Origin of the sequence: Pseudomonas sp. GZD-209 (assembly GCF_049310485.1) — a bacterium.
Lineage (GTDB): Bacteria > Pseudomonadota > Gammaproteobacteria > Pseudomonadales > Pseudomonadaceae > Aquipseudomonas > Aquipseudomonas sichuanensis.
Genome location: NZ_JBMOWQ010000151.1, coordinates 1 through 18,354, shown reverse-complemented (window position 1 = coordinate 18,354; position 18,354 = coordinate 1). Strand labels below are relative to the sequence as shown.

Genomic DNA, 18,354 nt, shown 5'->3' with positions numbered 1-18,354 from the left:
CCGCACTTGTGCCAAAAGCGGGACTGCACGCCTTGCACCGCGAGGCCCGATCCGGCACCGTGCGCCACTGCTGAATCAAAAGGATACAAATTCATGTCGCAATCCCTGCCCAGCGCCCTCGCCCACAGCTTCCTGGGCCAGTCGCCGCGCTGGTACAAGGCGGTCATCTGCCTGTTCCTGCTGCTCAACCCGCTGCTGCTGGCAACCCTCGGCCCGGTGGTCACGGGGTGGGCGCTGGTGCTGCAGTTCATTTTCACCCTGGGCATGGCGCTCAAGTGCTACCCGCTGATGCCCGGCGGCCTGCTGCTGGTCGAAGCGCTGCTGCTGCGCATGGCCACGCCCGAAGCGCTGTATGAAGAGCTGCAGCACAACTTTCCGGTGATCCTGCTGCTGATGTTCATGGTCGCCGGTATCCACTTCATGAAAGAGCTGCTGCTGTACCTGTTCTCCAGGATCCTGCTGGGGGTGCGCAGCAAGGCCGTGCTGGCCCTGCTGTTCTGCGTGCTGTCGGCGTTCCTCTCGGCGTTCCTCGATGCGCTGACCGTGACCGCGGTGATCATCAGCGCCGCCGTGGGTTTCTACGCGGTCTACCACCGGGTCGCCTCCGGCACCAACCCCCGCGAGGAGTCGGCACTGGACAGCGATCACCAGGTCGAACAGCTGCACCGCGACGACCTCGACCAGTTCCGCGCCTTCCTGCGCAGCCTGCTGATGCATGGCGCGGTGGGCACCGCGCTGGGCGGCGTGTGCACCCTGGTGGGCGAGCCGCAGAACCTGCTGATCGGCCATGAGATGGGCTGGCACTTCGCCGACTTCTTCTTCAAGGTCGCGCCGGTGTCGATGCCGGTACTGGCCGCAGGCCTGGTCACCTGCGTGCTGCTGGAGAAGCTGCGCCTGTTCGGCTACGGCACGCTGATGCCCGAGCGCGTGCGCCAGGTACTGGCCGCCTACGCCGCCGAAGACGACGCCGCACGCACCCCGGCGCAACGCATCGCCCTGGTGGTGCAGGGGCTGGCGGCGCTGATCCTGATCGTCTGCCTGGGCCTGCACATCGCCGAGGTGGGGCTGATCGGCCTGCTGGTGATCGTGCTGATCACGGCGTTCACCGGCATCACCGACGAGCACCGCCTGGGCCGCGCGTTCCAGGACGCCATGCCGTTCACCGCACTGCTGGTGGTGTTCTTCGCGGTGGTGGCGGTGATCCACCAGCAGCAGCTGTTCAGCCCGCTGATCGCCTGGGTGCTGGCGCTGCCGACCGAGCAGCAGCCGGGCATGCTGTACCTGGCCAACGGCCTGCTCTCGGCCATCAGCGACAACGTGTTCGTCGCCACCATCTACATCACCGAGGTCAAGCAGGCGTTCGTCAGCGGCGCCATGAGCCGCGAGCACTTCGAGACCCTGGCAGTGGCGATCAACACCGGCACCAACCTGCCCAGCGTGGCGACGCCCAACGGGCAGGCGGCGTTCCTGTTCCTGCTGACTTCAGCGATCGCGCCGCTGATTCGCCTGTCGTACGGGCGCATGGTGTGGATGGCGCTGCCCTACACCGTGGTCATGGGTGGGCTGGGCTGGTGGGCGGTGACGTACTGGTTGTAGAACAGGGCCGTCCACACCAGCGCAATCGCCGGCTTGCCGGCGATTGAACCTGCCAACGCGTCGCCCATGTTGTTTCGTTCCTGTCGATTTCAGCCAGCCCCGTTCGACTACCCCTCGAACAGCAACCTGAAGAGGAACACCCCATGCGCAAGCTTATCGTCGCCGCCTTCATCACCCTCGACGGCGTCATGCAGGCACCCGGCGGCCCGCAGGAAGATACCAGCGGGGGTTTCACCCACGGCGGCTGGATCCCGCCGCTGGCCGACGAAGCCTTTGGCCAGGCCATGCAGACGCTGTTCAGCCAGCCGTTCGAGCTGCTATTGGGACGGCGCACCTACGATATCTTCGCCGGGTATTGGCCGCACGTTGAGCATCAAGCGGACGATCGCTCGCTGGCCGACCTGTTCAATCGCGTGCCCAAGCACGTTGCCACCCACCATCCCGGCTCGCTCCACTGGCACAACAGCCATGGCTTGGGCGCGGATGTGACCGGCGCGGTGCGCGCGCTCAAGCAACAGGACGGCGACGTGCTCCTGACCCAGGGCAGCGGCGAACTGGTGCGCCAGCTGCTGGCCGCAGGCCTGGTGGATGAGCTGAGGCTGCTGATCCACCCGCTGCTGCTCGGCCGTGGCAAGCGGCTGTTTGGTGATGACGCGCAAGCGGCCGCCTTCAAGCTGGTGGAATCAACCACCACCCCCAAGGGCGTGCTGCTCGCCCATTACGTGCGCAGTGGCGAAGTCCTCACCGGCTCGTTCTGAGGGGGGTGCTCAGCCGAGCAGGCGGGCGATGGCACTGGCAAAGCCTTGCGGGTCTTCGAGCATCATCAGGTGGCCCACCCCCGCAAGCTCGGTAAAGCTTGCCGCCGCGCGCTCGGCCCAGTGGGGCACGTCCCAGCCGGCGCGTGAGTGCTCGCCGGCCAGCAGGTGCACCGGCGTTGCCGCAAACACCGCCTGCAACTGCTGCGGGTAGCGGGCCGCGCCTGTGACCGCGACCACCGAAGCGGCCATGGCCTGCAACGTGGCTGCCGGCTGGTGGGCCAGCCAGCGCTGTGCCAGGGCCAGCCGTCGCGCATCGGGCCCGACCCCGGCCCGCGCCAGCCAAGTGCCGGGATCAGCTCGATAGCTTGCCAGCAGCTGTTCGACCGCTTCGCGGTCCATGCGCGCCACCGCTGCCGACCAGAACGCATCGTTCAAGGTGAAGTTGCCTTCGACACTGGTCACGCTGGCCACCTGCTGCGGGTAGCGGTGAGCGAACATCAGCGCCACCACCCCGCCCACCGAATGCCCGACCAGGTGTGCCCGCGCCACATTGCGCGCCTGCAATTGGCGGTGCAGGTGCTCGACCTGGGCGGCAATATCGATCAGTTTCGGCGCGGTGTCCTGCAAGGTGCCATAGCCAAGCAGGTCGGGGGCGATCACCTGGGTAGGCAGGGTGTCGTGAAGTGCGGGATGATCCAGGCAGCCAATCAGGCCGTTGATCAGGACTACCGGCGTATCCTTTTGCATCGCATGCCTCGCGGCCAGCCTTGGGGAGCCCGCAGCATGGGCCTTGCCGCCCAGGGATCGCCAGCAGCGGCTGATTGCGCCGGCCCACTGCGTGGTTTGCCTGGGTGCCATTGCAATTACCGCGTATCGTCTACAGCCGTGCCTGCCTTGGGATCGTTTGAGGGCGACCAGGCGCATGTCGACAGATTTGCAGCGCTCTCAAGATCGAGCGCCGCCCGCGCGGCGCATCGCGGGGCAAGCCCGCTCCCACATCTGTTTGGGCCAATCATGCCTGTGATCGTACCGCTGCCCGCCTTAGAGCATGCCTCAAGTCAGGCGAGGCGCCAGTAGTGCTCACCTTGATACCGCGTAGTACCAACAAGGCGGACCAGGTAATGGCACAGGACAGACTGGCCCGAAACAGATGTGGGAGCGGGCTTGTCCCGCGATGCGCCGCGCGGGCGGCGCTCGATCTTGAGAGCGCTGCAAATCTGTCGCCCTTCACCTGGTGGCCCACGTGCGATCCCAAGACAGGCCCTTGGGCGGCACACCGCCGGCCCTGGGTAATCAGGATTGGGTAATGGCCACCAGGTGCCTGCCAGTGTTTTCCAGCACCTATGAAATCGAGCGGCCTGGAACTCCCCTGCGTGCCCATGCGCAAGGCCTTGGCGCCGGTATAAGATCGGGGCCCCACTGCCGGAGACATACCCTCATGCTGCCCACCGCCTCTTCCCTGCACAGTGCCCGCCGCGCCAGGCTGCAAGTGCTGCGCGGCCGCGTCGGCCTGGGGCTGGTGGCCGGGCTGTCGGTGCTGGCGGGCATGACTGACGCCATCGGCCTGCTGGCGCTGGGTGATTTCGTCTCGTTCATGAGCGGCAATACCACACGCCTGGCGGTGGCGATCAGCCAGGCCGATCTGGCGTTGGTGCTGCGCCTGGCCCTGGCGATCTTAAGTTTCGTGCTGGGCAATGCCCTTGGGGTGCTGCTGGCCCGGCACTTTCGCCGGCGAGCCTCACCCTTGTTGCTGGTGGTCGCCGGCCTGCTTGCCTTTGCCGCCGCCTGGCCACTGGCAACGAGCTTCCCGGCGCTGGTCGCGGCGATCCTGGCCATGGGCATGCTCAATGCCGTGGTCGAACAGGTGAATGGCCTGCCGATCGGCCTGACCTATGTCACCGGCGCGCTTTCGCGGTTTGGCCGCGGGCTGGGGCGCTGGTTGCTGGGCGAGCGGCGGCATGGCTGGCGGGTGCAGTTGGTGCCCTGGAGCGGGATGCTGCTGGGCGCAGCCATTGGCGCTTGGCTGGAGCAACGGCTGGGGTTGCTGGCGTTGTTTGCAAGCTGTGGCCTGGCCTGCGTGCTGGCCTTGGTGAGCCGGTTTATTCCGCGGGCGTGGCAGTTGGGGTACATGCCGCGTTGAGGGGGTAGCCGGGGCAGGTTGCCTTGGGATCGTATGTGGGCCTCTAGGTGCAGGGCGATAGGTCTGCAGCGCCTATCAGATCGAGCGCCGCCCGCGCGGCGCATCGCGGGACAAGCCCGCTCCCACATTTGTTTCGGGCCAATGAGTCCTGTGAAAGTACCGCTGCCCGCCTTGGTGCATGTCTTGAGTCATGTGGAGCAGCGTTAGCGACCACGCTGAAACCGCGTCGTACCAACAAGGCGGACCAGGTAATGGCACAGGAAAGACTGGCCCGAAACAAATGTGGGAGCGGGCTTGTCCCGCGATGCGCCGCGCGGGCGGCGCTCGATCTCATAGGCGCTGCAAAAACACCGGCAGGCACCTGGTGGCCCTCACCCATTATCCTGCCAGGCACCTGGTGGCCATTACCCAATCCTGATTAGCCAAATCCGATGAGGGCCCGCCCCCCATCGCGACACAGAAAAACACCCGAACGGATAGCCACCCACAAGACAAATACTTTTCCGAATATTTCATCTTTACACTTGCTTTACATTTGCGAACCATTACCATTCGCCACCTCAAACAACAACGAGTCGTATTACCATGGCGAAAAAGTCTGTTGCTCCAGTATCCCTGTCGATGCTGAGCCTGCTGGTCACCCCTGCTGTCCACGCGCAGACCCAGGACCCGCTGGCCCTGCCGGCCACCTCGGTGACCAGCGCCTACGAGCAGCAGAGCTACAAGGCCAGCGAGAGCAAGAGCGCGCTGAAGATCGACGCACCGCTGCGCGACATCCCGCAGACCGTCAACGTGGTGCCCGAAAGCGTGATCAAGGACCAGGGCGCCCAGTCCATGGAAGACGTGCTCAAGAACGTGCCCGGCGTCGGCCAGTCGAACGGCGACGGTCAGCGCGACCAGGTGACCATTCGCGGCTTCAGCGCCATCGGCGACATGTACATCGACGGCATTCGCGACGATGCCCTGTACTTTCGCGACCTCTCCAACGTCGAGCGCGTCGAAGTGGTCAAGGGCCCTGCCGCCGTGCTCTACGGCCGTGGCTCGTCCGGTGGCCTGATCAACAGCATCAGCAAAAAGCCGGGCCTGGCGCCGAAGCAGGAAGTGGGCATGACCCTCGACACCGAGGGCAAGCGCCGCACCCAGTTCGACAGCGGCTGGGCCGCCCCCGAGGGTAACCAGGCCTACCGCGTCACCGGTGCCTTCGAAGACAGCGACACCTTCCGCGACGACGGCTACACCGACCGCAAGGCCATCGCCCCGTCGGCCTGGTTCAAACTGTCCGACGACCTGGAGCTGAACCTCGGCGCCACCTACCTGTACGACAAGCGCCTGATCGACTTCGGCATCCCGGCCGTGGGCAACCGCCCGGCCAACGTCGACCGCGACAAGCGCTTCGGCTCGGGCAACGCCTCCCAGGACTACGCCCGCAGCGAGGTGTTCTCGTTCACCGCCAGCCTCGACTACCGCATCAACGACGACTTCACCCTGACCAACACCAGCCGTTACTACCGCTACGACCTGGACCGCAACAACACCCTGGCCGACAGCAGCCCGACCCGCTTCGTCACCGCGCCCAACGGCGAACTGCTGGTCAAGCTCAACCGCGGCAACGTCGCGCGCGATGAAAGCGGTGTGTTCAACCAGACCGAGCTCAAGCAGCAGGCGCAACTGGCCGGCATGCAGCACAACCTGCTGTACGGCGTGGAGGTCGGCTTCCAGGATAAGTACCAGCGCGTCTACAGCCAGAACAACGTGGCCCGCGTGCCGGTGTACCGCGACGCTCTGGTGGGCGTGCCGGACCACGCCGCCAACCTGTCGTCCAACGGCACCAACTACCAGCAGACCAGCGGTTTCTACGTGCAGGACCTGATCGAGCTGACCTCGCAGTGGAAAGCCCTGCTGGGCGTGCGCTACGACATCTTCGGCCAGGAGTACAACGACGCACGCAAGCAGAACGTCGACCTCGACCGCACCGACAAGACCTGGAGCCCACGTGCAGGCCTGGTGTTCCAGCCTGACCAGATCCAGTCCTATTACGTGTCGGTCAGCCGCAGCTACCAGCCTTCGGGCGAAGTGTTCGCGGTCTCGCCGACCAACGCGGGCCTGGAGCCGGAAGAGACCACCAACTATGAAGTGGGCGCCAAGTGGGACCTGCTCGACAGCCGCCTGTCGCTGACCGCAGCGGTGTTCCGCCTCGAGCGCACCAACATGAAGACCGCCGACCCGGCCAACCCCAACCTGACCATCCTGGCCGGCGAACAGCGCACCGATGGCTTCGAGGCGACCCTCAGCGGCCAGCTCAGCGACAAATGGCAGGTGTATGCCGGCTACGCCTACCTGGACGCCGAGATCACCAAGTCCAACAGCAAGACCAACGGCGTGGCCAACGAAGGCCAGGTGCCCACCCTGACGCCACGCAACAGCGCCAACGTCTGGCTGGTGCGTACCCTCACCCCCGAGTGGCGCGTGGCCGCCGGCGCCAACTACGTCGACGACCGCTACACCGCGCTGGACAACAAGGTGGTGATGCCGGCCTACACCACCTTCGACGCTGCCTTGCTGTACAGCGTGCAGCACTGGGATGCGGCCTTGCGCCTGAAGAACGCCTTCGACCGCGACTACTATGCCTCGGCCCACGGTTCTGTCGACCTGGCCACCCGGGGCGCGCCGCGTACCCTCGAAGCCAGCGTCAACTACAAGTTCTGACCCCCTGTTGCCGCGCTCGATAGTCACTATCGAGCGCGGCAATTTCTCCTCATCGGGCGTGCACCCTATGCTCGCTCCATCGATCCGCCGATCATGGAAAGCGCCCGATGAACACCCCCCGCCTGTTGCTCGCCGCCTTGGCCATCGCCCTATTGAGCGGTTGCGCCAACCACCCCGAACTGCGCCCCTACACCGCCGGAGAAGCGCGCCAGCTGCAGCTCGAAGCGTTGCAACGCCAAGGGCTCAGTCAGGAACAATACGAACAACGCAGGCTTGCCGTGCTGCGTGCGGACCAGCAGCAAGCGGTGACCGAAACGGCCACCCGCTCCACCTCGGCACGCGGTTAACACCGCCAACCGAACCGGTTATTCTCGCAGCCCCTGCCATTGCCAAGGACTGGACGATGCCGCCACTCACCCCCGAGCGCGTGATCGCGCTGGCGCTGGAAAACCCGATCAACCGTATTCTGCTCGAGCGCCTGTCAGCCCTCACCCCGCCGCACGCGGCATCAGCTCATACGGATGCTTCCACCCCGGCATCGCCATGATCCGCGCCTTCCACGCCTCGATATGCGCGAACTGCTGCAGGTTGATCCCGGTATCCTCGGGCATGAATACATACCCCGCCAGCGACAGGTCGGCGATGGTCAACCGGCCACCGACCATGAACGGCGTCTGCGCCAAGTGCGCATCGACGATGCGGTACGCCGCCGTGGCCCGCTCGCGCAGAAACCGCGTGACATCGGTTTCACCGGAATTCTTCAGACAGAAGATGAACCGCAGCGCCGCGTAGTAAGCGGTGAACTTGTGGTTGTCGAACAGCATCCAGCGCCAGATCTCGCGCCTTTCGGCGTCATCGCGCGGGCCGAATTGGCCGGTGCGTTCGGCCAGGTATTCGAGGATCAGCGCCGACTGGGTGAGCGTTTCACCCGCGTACTCGAGCACCGGGACTTCGCCCTGTTCGTTGACCTGGTCGCGCCAGGCCTGGTCGCGGGTCTGGCCGTTGAAGAAATCGACGAACACCGCCTGCCAGGGCTGGCCGGTGAGTTCGAGCATCAGTGCGGCCTTGTAGGCGTTGCCGGACTCGGCGAAGCAGTGGAGCTTGTAGTCGGACATGGATCTTCAGCTTCCTTTGAAGGATCGGAGGGCCATTCGCGGGTTTACCCGCGAAGCCCCCGAGCAGATCACGCCCGCTGTGACAGGGTCAATTCAAACCTCACGCCATCTGGACCCCATGGCTCAGGCACCGTGGGCCGAGCAGCTACTCGCCAGCCACCGCCACCGGCTTCCAGCTGCTGTCCGGATCAAAGCGTTTCATCGCCTTGGCCACTTGCTCGCCTTCCGGCCCCAGGTCCTTTTCGAACACCTCGCCGTCGTGGCTGATCATGAAGCTCATCACCCCGCTGTCGTCGTAACGGGCCGGCCAGGCGACCAGGGCGAAACCACGGCTCATGCGGTCGCCTATCAGGTAGTCATAAGCGCCGCCCGGCGCCGAGGGGCCCTGGGCTTCGAGGATGCGAAAGTGATAGCCGTACCAGTCCTCACCCGCCTGCTGCTGGCCGAACAACGGGCCCAACGGGCTGATCTGGCCATCACCGTCATCAGCCCAGTACAGGCCATCGTGCTGGCCCGGGGTGCTGAAGATGTGCCGGGCGTACTCCAGCGCGCCGTTGCCGTTGCGGTCCTGGCTTGCGTACTCCATCTGCGCGTCGTGGTAGGCCAGCATCGACTGCTGCACCGCCAGTTCGTTGCGGCCGATACGCCGGGCGCGGATCTCGGCACTGCCGGCCTTGAGGTCGAAATGCCAGCCGTTGGCACCTTGGACCAGGGGGATGGGCAAGGTCCAGTGCGCCTCACCCACCGCCAGCAGCGCGCGGTGCTCGGCGGTCCGTTCTATGCGGTGCGCTTTACCGTATTGCGTCAGGAAGGTGTCGACATCGCGGTGCTGCACACCGCCACGGGGTATGTAGGTGCGCCAGTCCTCGCCCAGCAGTTGGCCGAAGCGCGCTTCGTCCGGTGGCTGGGTGCCCAGTGCACTGACGAAGGCTTCGACAGCCTGCTCCGGGGTGGCAAAGTGTTCCTGCGCTGTCGTAAGGCTTGGCCAGGCCAGGCAGGCCGCGAGCCATAACAACCTTGTGCTGGGCCTGTTCATCGGCGGCCCCCTCCATGAAAACGCCCGCCCCCGCCGCTGGGCCGAGATACCTGTTGGCCTGCTGCCCGCTGGCCGCCGCCACGCTGAGCGAAAGCCTGGCTGGTACGCCCCCGATCAGCCTGCTGGCTGCTGCGCGACGGTGAACGTACACCGTCGAAGGCATTGTTGCGGGCAGCACCGGCGCCTTGGCGTTGCGCCAGTTGCTGGCGGGCCTGGCCTTGCCCTTGACGCTGCTGGGCAACCGGGTTGTTGCGCCGCTCGGCAAGGCGGCTGTCATTGCGCTGGGCTTGGGCTTCGCGCACCCGGTCGCGGGCCTGCACGTTACTGGTGGCGGGCCGCTCGATGCCGTGGCGGTCCAGCGAATTCAGCGCGTTCTGCCGTTCCCGGGCGCGCTGCGCATCGTCGCCACGGTAGGCGGCGCGGTCGCGCGCGCCGTCCAGCTGGCGGCCGTATTGCTCGCGGTTGCGGGCATCGCGGTACGGCACGCCGTCGCGGTGCACGGGGTTGTGCTGCCACTTGTTGTTGCTGATGTTGTTGATCTGGTTATTGCGGTTGATGTTGTTGTAGCGATTCACGTCGATGTCTACGTCATGGTTGTTCCAGTCGCAGTCGCCCCACAGCGAGGCGACGATCGCCACCCCGGTGCCGAAGGCCAGCCCGGCAACCAGCGCCTGGCCCGGGTAGTAGGCCGGCGGCGGCGGATAGTAGGCCGGCGGCGAGGCCGGGTAAGCCCAGGTGCCGTAGGTGGTCGTGGGGTTGTAGGTGGGCACGTAGACCGTCTGCGGGTCGGCGGGCTGGATGATGATGGTCTGGTTGCTGGCCGGGGCGCTCTGGCTGGCCGGCGCGGCCTGCACGGTGACGTTCTGGTACTGGTTGCTCTGCAGGTTGCCGGCGGCCTTGGCCTGCTGGCGCAGGCGCTGTACGCCGTTCATCAGGTCGTCCGGCTGGGCCAGGAACGCATCGCCCAGGCGCTGCACCCAGACCGGGTCCTGACCCAACGTGGCGAGCACCTGGGGGAAGGCCACCAGCGCCTGCACGCTGGGGTCCCAGGGCTGGCTGGCCACCTGCTTGACCGCGTCATCGCCCTTGGCGTCCGGGTGAGCCTTCGACCAGGTGACCGCTTCGGCCACCTCGCCCGGGTAGGTGCTGGCCATCAGCACCTGCGCCAGCAGCGGGTCGGGGTACAGGGCAATGGGGGCCAACATCTGGTCCAACTGCTCTTGAGTGAACACCGCGTCCTTGCTGCTGGCAGCTGCAGGTGCGGGCGGCACCGGGTCTTCTGCCTGCGCGGGGGAAGGCACGCCCTGCGCCAGCAGCATCATGGCCAGCACACAGCAAAATCGAGTGCGCATACACACCTCCCAGGTGGGTCTTGACGCTCGAGCGGGATGGGTCTGGGCCTGGGAGGTGAACGCTGGAAAGGCGAGCGACTGATTTCAGCCTCGGGGCTGATGGTCAAGGGTAGCAGCGCGCCTGGAAGTCGGCGATGCGCCGCCACATTTCAATGGGGTTGGAATACATCGGGAAGTGGCCGCAGCCTGGGATGCTGGCGAGCTCGACGCCTTGGCGCTGGATCTCGGCCAGGTAGCTCAGGTGGCTGTTCTGCTCGCCGTACATGAACATCCGTGGGCAGCGCAGGCCCAGGAACCTGTCCATCAACTGGCCATGGTCGGACAACTCGACCATCGAGCTGAAGATCCCCCGCACCGCCCCGGCCCGCACCTTGTACGGCAGGCTGGCGGCATACAGCGCACTGGCCGGGTCGCTGCCATGGCGGGTGCGTTCGATGAAGTCAGCGAAGAACGCCTCGGGGTCATCGGCCGGGTAGTCGACGATCTGCCGGCTGAGAAAGCAGTCTTCCGGGGCGATATTGCCTTCGATGTCGACAAAGCTGATCACCCGCTGCGGGCAATACTGGGCCAGCAGCAAGGCGGTCAGGCCGCCCATGGAGTGGCCGACCAGGTGAAACCGCTCGACGTCGAAATGCTCGAGTACCTGCAAGGCCGTGCCCAGCAGCAAGGGGATCGACACCTTGCCAAGGTCCGCGCACTGGCTCTGGCCACAACCCGGTGCGTCGTAGGCCAGGAACGGCCGGCCTGCGAACGCCGGCTGGCGGGTCAGGCCGAGGTAGTCCTCCTTGCTTGAACCAAAGCCATGCAGGAACAGGATCGGTGCCCCTTCACCCTCGCGCCAGGCGGTGGCGATGCGCAGTTCGACACCCTCGACCCGCAGCGGCAGCAGGCATTGACGAAATGTTTGCGGTACAGGCACGGGCAGCCTCCTCGTGGGTTCGGGCCGCCACTCTCGGGGCTGCCGGTGGTTCTGTAAATTCCGCTTCGAGGATGGTTTCGATACGGCAAAGCTATGGATTGCCGGCGCGCAGCTGCGCCACCAGCGCCTCGGCCAGCGGGTTATCACGCTCGCGGTTCCAGGCCACGGTGGTGGTGACCACGCTGAGTTTCTGGGTCAAGGGGCGCAGCACCACGTTGGCCGGCGCCAGCTTCTTCATGGCTGCGGGCACCAGCGCGATGCCCTGCCCGCAACTGACGAAGGCAATCTGCGAGGCCACCGAGCGCACCTCGTGCAGCACCCGCGGCGAAAAACCGTGGGCGCGGCAGGTGGCGATCAGTTTGTCGAAATACAGCGGGCTGACTTTGCGCGCAAACATCACCAGCGGCTCACTGGCCAGGCTCGCCAGGCCGATGCGGCTGCGCGCCGCCAGTGGGTGCTCGGCCGGCAGCGCCACCATCAGGCGCTCCTCGGTCAGCGGCAGCCATTCGATGGCCTTGCCCAGGTCACCGTCCAGGCGGGCGAAGGCCACGTCGATATCGCCTGCCTCCAGCGCCGGCACCGCCTCGACGCTGTCGATTTCGCGCACCGACACGCTCACCTGCGGATGCTCTTGCTTGAAGCGCTCCAGCGCCCTGGGCAGCACATCGAACATCGCCGAGGAGATCGCGCCGATGGTAAGCATGCCCTGCTGCCCGGCCACCGCCTCCTCCACCGCCAGTTCCAGGCGCTCGAGCTGGTCGGCGAACTTGCGCACCGCCGGCAGGATGGCCGCCCCCACCGGCGTCAGCCGCGCGCCCCGGCGCCCGCGCTCGAACAGCTTCACCTTCAAGGCCTGTTCGAGGATCTGGATCTGCTCGGTCAAGGGTGGCTGGGTCATGCCCAGGCGCTTGGCGGCGCGGCCGAAATGCTGCTCCTCGGCGACGGCGAGGAACAGCCAGAGGTGGCGAATCAGGCGGAAATTGATCATCACGGTTCCATAGGTTGGGCAGATACTAAGCATCCGCAATACGGAATATACCTATCGATCAGCCTACCCGAGACTCGAGGCCTCCACTACCAGAGAGGTTCTCCATGAGCCACGCCACCCCCCTCGAACGCCTGGCGGCGCTGGACAGCAACACCCTGTCCGACGCCCTCGACTTTCTCGGCCTGCCTGGCGCCACCTATGGCTTGCGCCCGCTGTGGCAATGCCCGCAACTGGTCGGCCGGGCCAGCACCGTGCTGCTGGCGGCCAAGACCGACAGTGCGCCCACGGTGCACCTGATAACCGAAGTGGTCGAGGGTATCGATACGCCAGACCGTGTGCTGGTCATCGCCGGCGGCCTGGAAGGCATCTCCTGCTGGGGCGATATCCTCGCCAATGCCGCCGTGGCCAAAGGCGTGCGCGGCACGGTGATCGACGGTTGCAGCCGCGACATCGACGGCAGTGCCGCGCTCGGCTACCCAGTGTATGGCCGTGGCGTGACCATGATCAGCGCACGCAACCGCGTGGTACAGGTGGATGCCGCCTGCCCGATTCAGGTGGCTGGGGTCAGCGTGGCCGAGGGCGACTACGTGCTCGCCGACACCTGCGGCACGGTGTTCGTGCCCCAGGTCCATATCGGCCAGGTGCTCGACCTGGCCGAGCGCATCGCCCGGCGCCAGGCCGGCATGGTCGAAGCCGTGCGCGCCGGCCGCTCGGTCGCCGAGGTGATGCACGACAGCCAATTCGACGCGATCAACCAGGAGGCCCGCCCATGAGCAACGACGAACTGATTGCCCTGTTCCACGGCCTGGATACCCCCGGCGTGTCCGATGCCATGGACAAGCTCGGCCTGCCCGGCCAGTGCCTGGGCGTGATGCCACTGGCCAACTACAGCCAGGTGGTGGTCGGCCCGGCCTTCACCGTGCAGTACGTCAGCGCCAGCACCCCGCCGGGTACGGTGGGCGACTTCATCGACGACGTAGCCCCCGGCGATGTGCTGGTGATCGCCAACGACGGGCGCACCGACTGCACCGTGTGGGGCGACATCATGACCCAGTACGCCGGCCAGCAGGGCATCGCCGCCACGGTGATCGACGGCGTGTGCCGTGACGTCAGCAAAGCGCTCGGTGACGGTTACCCGATCTTCAGCAAGGGCCGCTACATGCGCACCGGCAAGGACCGGGTGCAGGTGCAGGCACTCAACCAGCCGGTGAGCATCGGTGGCGCCCGGGTGTGCCCGCGGGACATCGTGGTGGCCGACGCCAATGGCGTGGTGGTGGTGCCCCGCGAACGCGCCCGCGAGGTCGCCGAAACGGCCCGTGCCATCGAAGCGGTGGAGGCCCAGATCCGCACCCGCATCAGCCAGGGCGATAGCCTGCGCCAGGCGCGCGAAGCACTGGGTTATCACGACTTGCAAAAGAAAGCCCGATAAGCGGCGTGCCGGTGGCAGCCTCGCCGGCTGTCAGCGCCGGCTAAACGCCAGCCGCGCCGCGAACAGCACGAACACCAGGCCGGTGCAGCGGTCCATCCAGCGGATCACCCGTTCACGGCGCAGCACCTCGGCCAGTGGCCGGGTGGCAGCGATCAGGCCGGTCGCCCACAGCAGCCCCAGCAGCACATGGATGCCCACCAGGCCGAAAGTCCAGGCCACCAGCGGCTGGCCCTGGGGGATGAACTGGGGCAGGAAGGACACATAAAAGATGCCGACCTTGGGGTTGAGCAGGTTACCCAGCATGCCCTTGACGAACCAGTTGCCGGTGGGCGACGCCTGCTCGCCAGCCGGGGCCATCGACTGGCGCGGGCGCAGCAGCATGTTCACCCCCAGCCAGGCCAGGTAGGCGGCGCCGCAGTACTTGAGCAGGTTGTAGGCCAGCTCGGACACCGCAATCAGCGCGCCCAGGCCGAAGGCCACCGCCGCGCCCCACAGCAGGCAGCCGGCATTGATGCCCAGCGCGGCGCGCAGTGCCTGCTGGCGGCTTTCCACGGCGGCAGTGCGCAGGATCAGCGCGGTGTCCAGGCCGGGCGTCAGGGTCAGCAAGGTGGCGGCCAGGGTGAAGGCGATCAGGTTGTCGGCGAAGGGCATGGCGCAGGACTCGGCGGGGTAATGCGGGCACGTTAACAGATGGCCGCGAAGCCTTCACCACACGCCTTGCAAAGCTGTTAGCCTTGCCCTGTTCAGGTCACCACGGACAGCCCATGGCCAACCACAAGATCGAGATCCGTCGGCGCAACATCGACAAGATCCTCCAGGCCGCCGAGCAGGTGTTCGCCGCCAAAGGCTACGGCGCCACCTCGATGGGCGACATCGCCGAGCAGGCACAGCTGCCGCGCTCCAACCTGCACTATTACTTCAGCACCAAGGACGAACTGTACCGCGCGGTACTGCAGGACCTGCTGGATGTATGGAAGCAGGACGCGCTGTGTTTCGAGCGCTTCGACGACCCGCGCGTGGTGCTGACCAGCTACATCCGCGCCAAGATGGGCCATTCACGTTCGCGGCCACTGGGCTCGAAGATCTGGGCCGAAGAGATCCTGCACGGCGCGCCGGTGCTCGGCCCGACCCTGGACGAGACCCTGGTGCCCTGGGCGCAGCTCAAGCAAGCCAAGATCCGTGGGTGGGTGGAAGATCGACGGATCCTGCCGGTGGAGCCCTCGGCGCTGCTGTACATGATCTGGGCAGCGACCCAGCACTATGCGGATTTCGGCTATCAGGTGACGCTGCTCAACCGCGGCGAGCCGCTGTCTGACCTGGCCTTCGAAAGCGCGGTACAGACCGTGACCAGCGTCATCCTGCGCGGTATCGGGCTGGAGCCCTGAGCACAGCGCCAGGGGCCTTGCTCAGCGACTGGCCGCCGGGCCTTGCAGGAATGCCAGCAGGTGTTCGTTGAACAAGTCTGGCGCCTCCTCCATCACGAAATGCCCGCAGCCTGGCAGGATCACGCCACGCACCGCCTGCGCATGCCCCTGCAAGGTCTGCAACGGCGCATCACCGGTGGCGTGCTCGGCACCGATCGCCAACACCGGCATGCGCAACGGGCGGGCAGCACGCTCGCGGTTCTGCCGGATGGTTTCAGGAATCGCCCGATAGTAGGCAAACCCGCCCCGCATGCCACCGGGTGACGAATAGGCGCGAATGTAGACATCGGATGCCACGGCATGGCGCTGGATCGCCCAGCGATCGAACATGAAATTCAAGTAACCCTCCTCACGCCCGGCAATCAGGAACTCCGGCAGGTCGCGGACCTGGTTGAACAGGAAATGCCAGAGGAAGATGTTCTCCTGCGGATCGACGAAGATCGGCGGCGCCGCAGCCAAGCCTGGTATCACCGCCTCGGCCACCGCCAGCGAGCGCACCGCTTGCGGCTGATCGCTGGCCAAGGCGTAGGCCACCCACATGCCCACATCATGACCGACCAGGTGATAGCGCTCATGCCCCAGTTGCGCCATGAGCGCATGCAACAGGCGAGCGACGTTGCCCGTGTCGTAGCCCTGCTCGGGCCGGTCCGAGTCACCCAGGCCGGGCGGGTCGACGGCAATGGCCTTGAAGCCTTGCGCGGCCAGCGCTGGCAGTACATGGCGCCAGGCATACCAGGTCTGTGGCCAGCCAGGCACCAGCAGCACGGGCTCGCCCTCCCCGGCCACGGCGCAATGGATGCGCAGCCCCTCCACCTGCACATAGACATGGGCGAACGCGTCGTCCCGGGTTGCGCTGACTGCGTTCATGCCCGTGCTCCCACTGCGTTGCCAGCCGCCGCAAGCCCCAGCATGCGCTGGATCTGCCCAGGGTCGAGCGGTGCACCGGCAAAGTCGTCGAAGACCTGCCCGGTGACCTGGATGATGTGTCGGTCGATGAACTCGACGCCCTCCCGGGCCCCGACCTCCTGGTCCTTGAGGCAGCACTCCCACTCAAGGGTGGCCCAGCCATCGAAGTCGTACTGCGCCAGCTTGGAGAAGATCGCCTTGAAGTCGACCTGCCCATCGCCCAGCGAGCGGAAGCGCCCGGCGCGCTCGGCCCAGTCGCTGTAGCCGCCATAGACACCCTGCCGGCCGCTCGGATTGAACTCGGCATCCTTGACGTGAAACATGCGGATGAACGGGTGGTACAGGTCCAGATAGGCCAGGTAGTCGAGCTGCTGGAGCACGAAATGGCTGGGGTCGAAAAGGATACGGCAGCGCTCGTGCTCGCCCACCAAGGCATGGAAGCGCTCGAAGCTGGTGCCGTCGTGCAGGTCCTCGGCCGGGTGGATCTCGAAGCACAGGTTCACGCCCTGCTCGTCGCAGACATCGAGAATCGGCCGCCAGCGCCGCGCCAGCTCTTCGAAGGCCGCCTCCACCAGGCCTTGCGGGCGCTGCGGGAAGGGGAACAGATAAGGCCAGGCCAAGGCACCGGAAAACGTACCCATGTCGCCCAGGCCCAGATTGCGGCTGGCGCGCGCTGCCAGCTTCATCCGTTCGATGGCCCAGTCGGTGCGGGCCGCCGGCCGCCCCGCCAGCGAAGCAGGCGCGAAGGCGTCGCACAGGGGGTCATAGGCCGGGTGTACCGCGACCAACTGGCCGAACATATGGGTGGTCAGTTCGCTGATCTGCAGGCCGTGCCCTGCCAACTGCCCCTTGATCTCGTCGCAGTAACCCGTGCTCTGCGCGGCCAGTGCCACATCGAACAGGCGAGCATCCCAGGCCGGGACCTGCAGGGCCTTGAAACCCAACTGCGCGGCCCAGCCGGCGATGCTGTCCAACGAGTCGAACGGCGGGTTGTCACTGCTGAACTGCGCCAGGTGCAGGCTTGGGCCTTTGAGCGTCTTCATCGATTCCATCCTATTGTTTGTCGATCGACAAACAATAGGCGCGAACGACGCTGCCCGTCAACCGCGAATTGGCTAGAATGCCCGTTTGGCGCATTCGGACAGACAGGCTATGGCAGGACGACCTCGGGAATTCGACAAGCAACAGGCACTGCGCAAAGCGCTGCGGCTGTTCTGGGAACACGGTTACGAAGGCACCTCGATGGCGGCGCTGGTCGCCGAGCTGGGGATCGCCTCGGCGCGGATCTACGCGGCCTTCGGCAGCAAGCAGCAACTGTTCGAAGAGGCCGTGGCACTGTACGAATCGGCCGAAGGCGGTTTTGCCGACCGTGCCCTGGCCCTGCCGGGTATCCACCAGGCGCTGGAGCAGATGCTCGAGGACGCCATCGCTACCTATACCCGTGCCGACGAGCCCAAGGGATGCCTGGTGGTAAGCGCGGCCAGCGGCGTTGCACCGGACAACGTCGCGGTGCAGCAGTGGTTGGCGGATCACCGTCGCCAGCGCGGCGAATCGATCATTGCCCGGCTAAGCCTTGCACGCGAGCAGGGCCAGTTGCCGGCCGATACCGATGTGCAGGCCCTGGGGCATTTCTACGCCATCTTTCTCCATGGCATCTCGGTGCAGGCACGCGATGGCGTGCCCGAGGCGGCCCTGCGCAGTGCCTGCCACTGCGCCCTGGCATTGTTGCCGCGATAGGCCAGCTTCGAGCAGTGGCACCCGGCGCCTGCCTTGGGATCGTATGTGGGCCAACAGGTGCAGGGCGATAGAGGTGCAGCGCTCTCAAGATCGAGCGCCGCCCGCGCGGCGCATCGCGGGGCAAGCCCGCTCCCACATCTGTTTCGGGCCAATGAGTCCTGTGAAAGTACCGCTGCCCGCCTTGGCGCATGTCTTGAGTCATGTGATGCAGCGTTAGCGACCACGCCAAAACCGCGTCGTACCAACAA

18 protein-coding genes are annotated in these 18,354 nt (G+C 66.0%); 9 read left to right on the top strand and 9 right to left on the bottom strand.

The genetic code is table 11. The features are described from left to right. Window positions 1-93: 93 nt before the first annotated feature. Together nhaB and ACO6VM_RS17855 are read left to right on the top strand one after the other, a co-directional pair. Window positions 94-1,596, top strand: coding sequence for a sodium/proton antiporter NhaB (gene nhaB / locus ACO6VM_RS17860; protein ID WP_401060078.1), 1,503 nt, complete (start codon window positions 94-96; stop codon window positions 1,594-1,596). A gap of 143 nt (window positions 1,597-1,739) precedes the next feature. Then, complete coding sequence (locus tag ACO6VM_RS17855; protein WP_401060076.1) at window positions 1,740-2,354, top strand: dihydrofolate reductase family protein; 615 nt, start codon at window positions 1,740-1,742, stop codon at window positions 2,352-2,354. A 9-nt stretch (window positions 2,355-2,363) separates the two neighbouring features. Here the strand turns inward: ACO6VM_RS17855 and ACO6VM_RS17850 are convergent, their stop codons facing one another. Next, a complete protein-coding gene (locus ACO6VM_RS17850; protein ID WP_401060074.1) occupies window positions 2,364-3,101 on the bottom strand; it encodes an alpha/beta fold hydrolase in 738 nt (245 codons plus the stop codon). 691 nt (window positions 3,102-3,792) lie between these two features. Between ACO6VM_RS17850 and ACO6VM_RS17845 the strand changes: the two genes are divergently transcribed. From ACO6VM_RS17845 to ACO6VM_RS17835, 3 genes are all read left to right on the top strand, one after another. Next, on the top strand, window positions 3,793-4,494 hold the full coding sequence (locus ACO6VM_RS17845) for a YoaK family protein (RefSeq protein WP_401060073.1): 702 nt from the start codon (window positions 3,793-3,795) through the stop codon (window positions 4,492-4,494). 585 nt (window positions 4,495-5,079) lie between these two features. After that, entirely contained in the window at window positions 5,080-7,200 is a 2,121-nt protein-coding gene (locus ACO6VM_RS17840; protein ID WP_422403579.1) for a TonB-dependent receptor, read from the top strand. 107 nt (window positions 7,201-7,307) lie between these two features. Continuing rightward, window positions 7,308-7,547 carry a hypothetical protein gene (locus ACO6VM_RS17835; RefSeq protein ID WP_401060069.1) on the top strand — a complete coding sequence of 80 codons (240 nt, stop codon included), beginning with the start codon at window positions 7,308-7,310 and terminating at the stop codon, window positions 7,545-7,547. A 141-nt stretch (window positions 7,548-7,688) separates the two neighbouring features. On the opposite strand, the gene ACO6VM_RS17830 is transcribed toward ACO6VM_RS17835, so the two are convergent. The 5 genes from ACO6VM_RS17830 to ACO6VM_RS17810 all read right to left on the bottom strand — a co-directional run bounded on the left by ACO6VM_RS17830 (window position 7,689) and on the right by ACO6VM_RS17810 (window position 12,610). After that, entirely contained in the window at window positions 7,689-8,315 is a 627-nt protein-coding gene (locus ACO6VM_RS17830) for a glutathione S-transferase family protein (protein WP_401060067.1), read from the bottom strand. Between the two features lie 145 nt (window positions 8,316-8,460). Further along, window positions 8,461-9,351: a DUF2950 domain-containing protein gene (locus tag ACO6VM_RS17825; RefSeq protein ID WP_401060065.1), complete on the bottom strand. Its 891-nt coding sequence runs from the start codon at window positions 9,349-9,351 to the stop codon at window positions 8,461-8,463. Further along, window positions 9,348-10,703, bottom strand: coding sequence for a DUF3300 domain-containing protein (locus tag ACO6VM_RS17820; RefSeq protein WP_401060064.1), 1,356 nt, complete (start codon window positions 10,701-10,703; stop codon window positions 9,348-9,350). The genes ACO6VM_RS17825 and ACO6VM_RS17820 overlap by 4 nt, the downstream gene beginning before the upstream one ends. A gap of 103 nt (window positions 10,704-10,806) precedes the next feature. Beyond that, entirely contained in the window at window positions 10,807-11,622 is an 816-nt protein-coding gene (locus ACO6VM_RS17815; RefSeq protein ID WP_401060062.1) for an alpha/beta fold hydrolase, read from the bottom strand. Between the two features lie 91 nt (window positions 11,623-11,713). Then, window positions 11,714-12,610, bottom strand: coding sequence for a LysR family transcriptional regulator (locus ACO6VM_RS17810; protein ID WP_401060060.1), 897 nt, complete (start codon window positions 12,608-12,610; stop codon window positions 11,714-11,716). 104 nt (window positions 12,611-12,714) lie between these two features. Between ACO6VM_RS17810 and ACO6VM_RS17805 the strand changes: the two genes are divergently transcribed. Then, on the top strand, window positions 12,715-13,383 hold the full coding sequence (locus ACO6VM_RS17805) for an RraA family protein (RefSeq protein WP_401060058.1): 669 nt from the start codon (window positions 12,715-12,717) through the stop codon (window positions 13,381-13,383). Next, window positions 13,380-14,039: an RraA family protein gene (locus tag ACO6VM_RS17800; protein WP_401060056.1), complete on the top strand. Its 660-nt coding sequence runs from the start codon at window positions 13,380-13,382 to the stop codon at window positions 14,037-14,039. The genes ACO6VM_RS17805 and ACO6VM_RS17800 overlap by 4 nt, the downstream gene beginning before the upstream one ends. A gap of 30 nt (window positions 14,040-14,069) precedes the next feature. On the opposite strand, the gene ACO6VM_RS17795 is transcribed toward ACO6VM_RS17800, so the two are convergent. Further along, entirely contained in the window at window positions 14,070-14,690 is a 621-nt protein-coding gene (locus ACO6VM_RS17795; RefSeq protein ID WP_401060054.1) for a LysE family translocator, read from the bottom strand. 113 nt (window positions 14,691-14,803) lie between these two features. Between ACO6VM_RS17795 and ACO6VM_RS17790 the strand changes: the two genes are divergently transcribed. Continuing rightward, entirely contained in the window at window positions 14,804-15,424 is a 621-nt protein-coding gene (locus tag ACO6VM_RS17790) for a TetR/AcrR family transcriptional regulator (RefSeq protein ID WP_401060053.1), read from the top strand. Window positions 15,425-15,445: 21 nt separating this feature from the next. On the opposite strand, the gene ACO6VM_RS17785 is transcribed toward ACO6VM_RS17790, so the two are convergent. Together ACO6VM_RS17785 and ACO6VM_RS17780 are read right to left on the bottom strand one after the other, a co-directional pair. Continuing rightward, entirely contained in the window at window positions 15,446-16,330 is an 885-nt protein-coding gene (locus ACO6VM_RS17785; protein ID WP_401060052.1) for an alpha/beta fold hydrolase, read from the bottom strand. Continuing rightward, window positions 16,327-17,412 (bottom strand): sugar phosphate isomerase/epimerase family protein, encoded by a 1,086-nt coding sequence (locus tag ACO6VM_RS17780; RefSeq protein ID WP_401060051.1) that lies wholly within the window; start codon window positions 17,410-17,412, stop codon window positions 16,327-16,329. Before ACO6VM_RS17780 ends, ACO6VM_RS17785 begins: the two co-directional genes overlap by 4 nt. 109 nt (window positions 17,413-17,521) lie before the next feature. Here ACO6VM_RS17780 and ACO6VM_RS17775 point away from each other — a divergent pair, with 109 nt between their 5' ends. After that, a complete protein-coding gene (locus ACO6VM_RS17775) occupies window positions 17,522-18,106 on the top strand; it encodes a TetR/AcrR family transcriptional regulator (protein ID WP_401060049.1) in 585 nt (194 codons plus the stop codon). Window positions 18,107-18,354: the final 248 nt, after the last annotated feature.

Excerpts from the sequence above, each read along its gene's own strand:
- nhaB (WP_401060078.1), top strand. The coding sequence starts at position 94 with ATGTCGCAATCCCTGCCCAGCGCCCTCGCCCACAGCTTCCTGGGCCAG.
- ACO6VM_RS17855 (WP_401060076.1), top strand. The coding sequence starts at position 1,740 with ATGCGCAAGCTTATCGTCGCCGCCTTCATCACCCTCGACGGCGTCATG.
- ACO6VM_RS17850 (WP_401060074.1), bottom strand. The coding sequence starts at position 3,101 with ATGCAAAAGGATACGCCGGTAGTCCTGATCAACGGCCTGATTGGCTGC.
- ACO6VM_RS17845 (WP_401060073.1), top strand. The coding sequence starts at position 3,793 with ATGCTGCCCACCGCCTCTTCCCTGCACAGTGCCCGCCGCGCCAGGCTG.
- ACO6VM_RS17840 (WP_422403579.1), top strand. The coding sequence starts at position 5,080 with ATGGCGAAAAAGTCTGTTGCTCCAGTATCCCTGTCGATGCTGAGCCTG.
- ACO6VM_RS17835 (WP_401060069.1), top strand. The coding sequence starts at position 7,308 with ATGAACACCCCCCGCCTGTTGCTCGCCGCCTTGGCCATCGCCCTATTG.
- ACO6VM_RS17830 (WP_401060067.1), bottom strand. The coding sequence starts at position 8,315 with ATGTCCGACTACAAGCTCCACTGCTTCGCCGAGTCCGGCAACGCCTAC.
- ACO6VM_RS17825 (WP_401060065.1), bottom strand. The coding sequence starts at position 9,351 with ATGAACAGGCCCAGCACAAGGTTGTTATGGCTCGCGGCCTGCCTGGCC.
- ACO6VM_RS17820 (WP_401060064.1), bottom strand. The coding sequence starts at position 10,703 with ATGCGCACTCGATTTTGCTGTGTGCTGGCCATGATGCTGCTGGCGCAG.
- ACO6VM_RS17810 (WP_401060060.1), bottom strand. The coding sequence starts at position 12,610 with ATGATCAATTTCCGCCTGATTCGCCACCTCTGGCTGTTCCTCGCCGTC.
- ACO6VM_RS17805 (WP_401060058.1), top strand. The coding sequence starts at position 12,715 with ATGAGCCACGCCACCCCCCTCGAACGCCTGGCGGCGCTGGACAGCAAC.
- ACO6VM_RS17800 (WP_401060056.1), top strand. The coding sequence starts at position 13,380 with ATGAGCAACGACGAACTGATTGCCCTGTTCCACGGCCTGGATACCCCC.
- ACO6VM_RS17795 (WP_401060054.1), bottom strand. The coding sequence starts at position 14,690 with ATGCCCTTCGCCGACAACCTGATCGCCTTCACCCTGGCCGCCACCTTG.
- ACO6VM_RS17790 (WP_401060053.1), top strand. The coding sequence starts at position 14,804 with ATGGCCAACCACAAGATCGAGATCCGTCGGCGCAACATCGACAAGATC.
- ACO6VM_RS17785 (WP_401060052.1), bottom strand. The coding sequence starts at position 16,330 with ATGAACGCAGTCAGCGCAACCCGGGACGACGCGTTCGCCCATGTCTAT.
- ACO6VM_RS17780 (WP_401060051.1), bottom strand. The coding sequence starts at position 17,412 with ATGAAGACGCTCAAAGGCCCAAGCCTGCACCTGGCGCAGTTCAGCAGT.
- ACO6VM_RS17775 (WP_401060049.1), top strand. The coding sequence starts at position 17,522 with ATGGCAGGACGACCTCGGGAATTCGACAAGCAACAGGCACTGCGCAAA.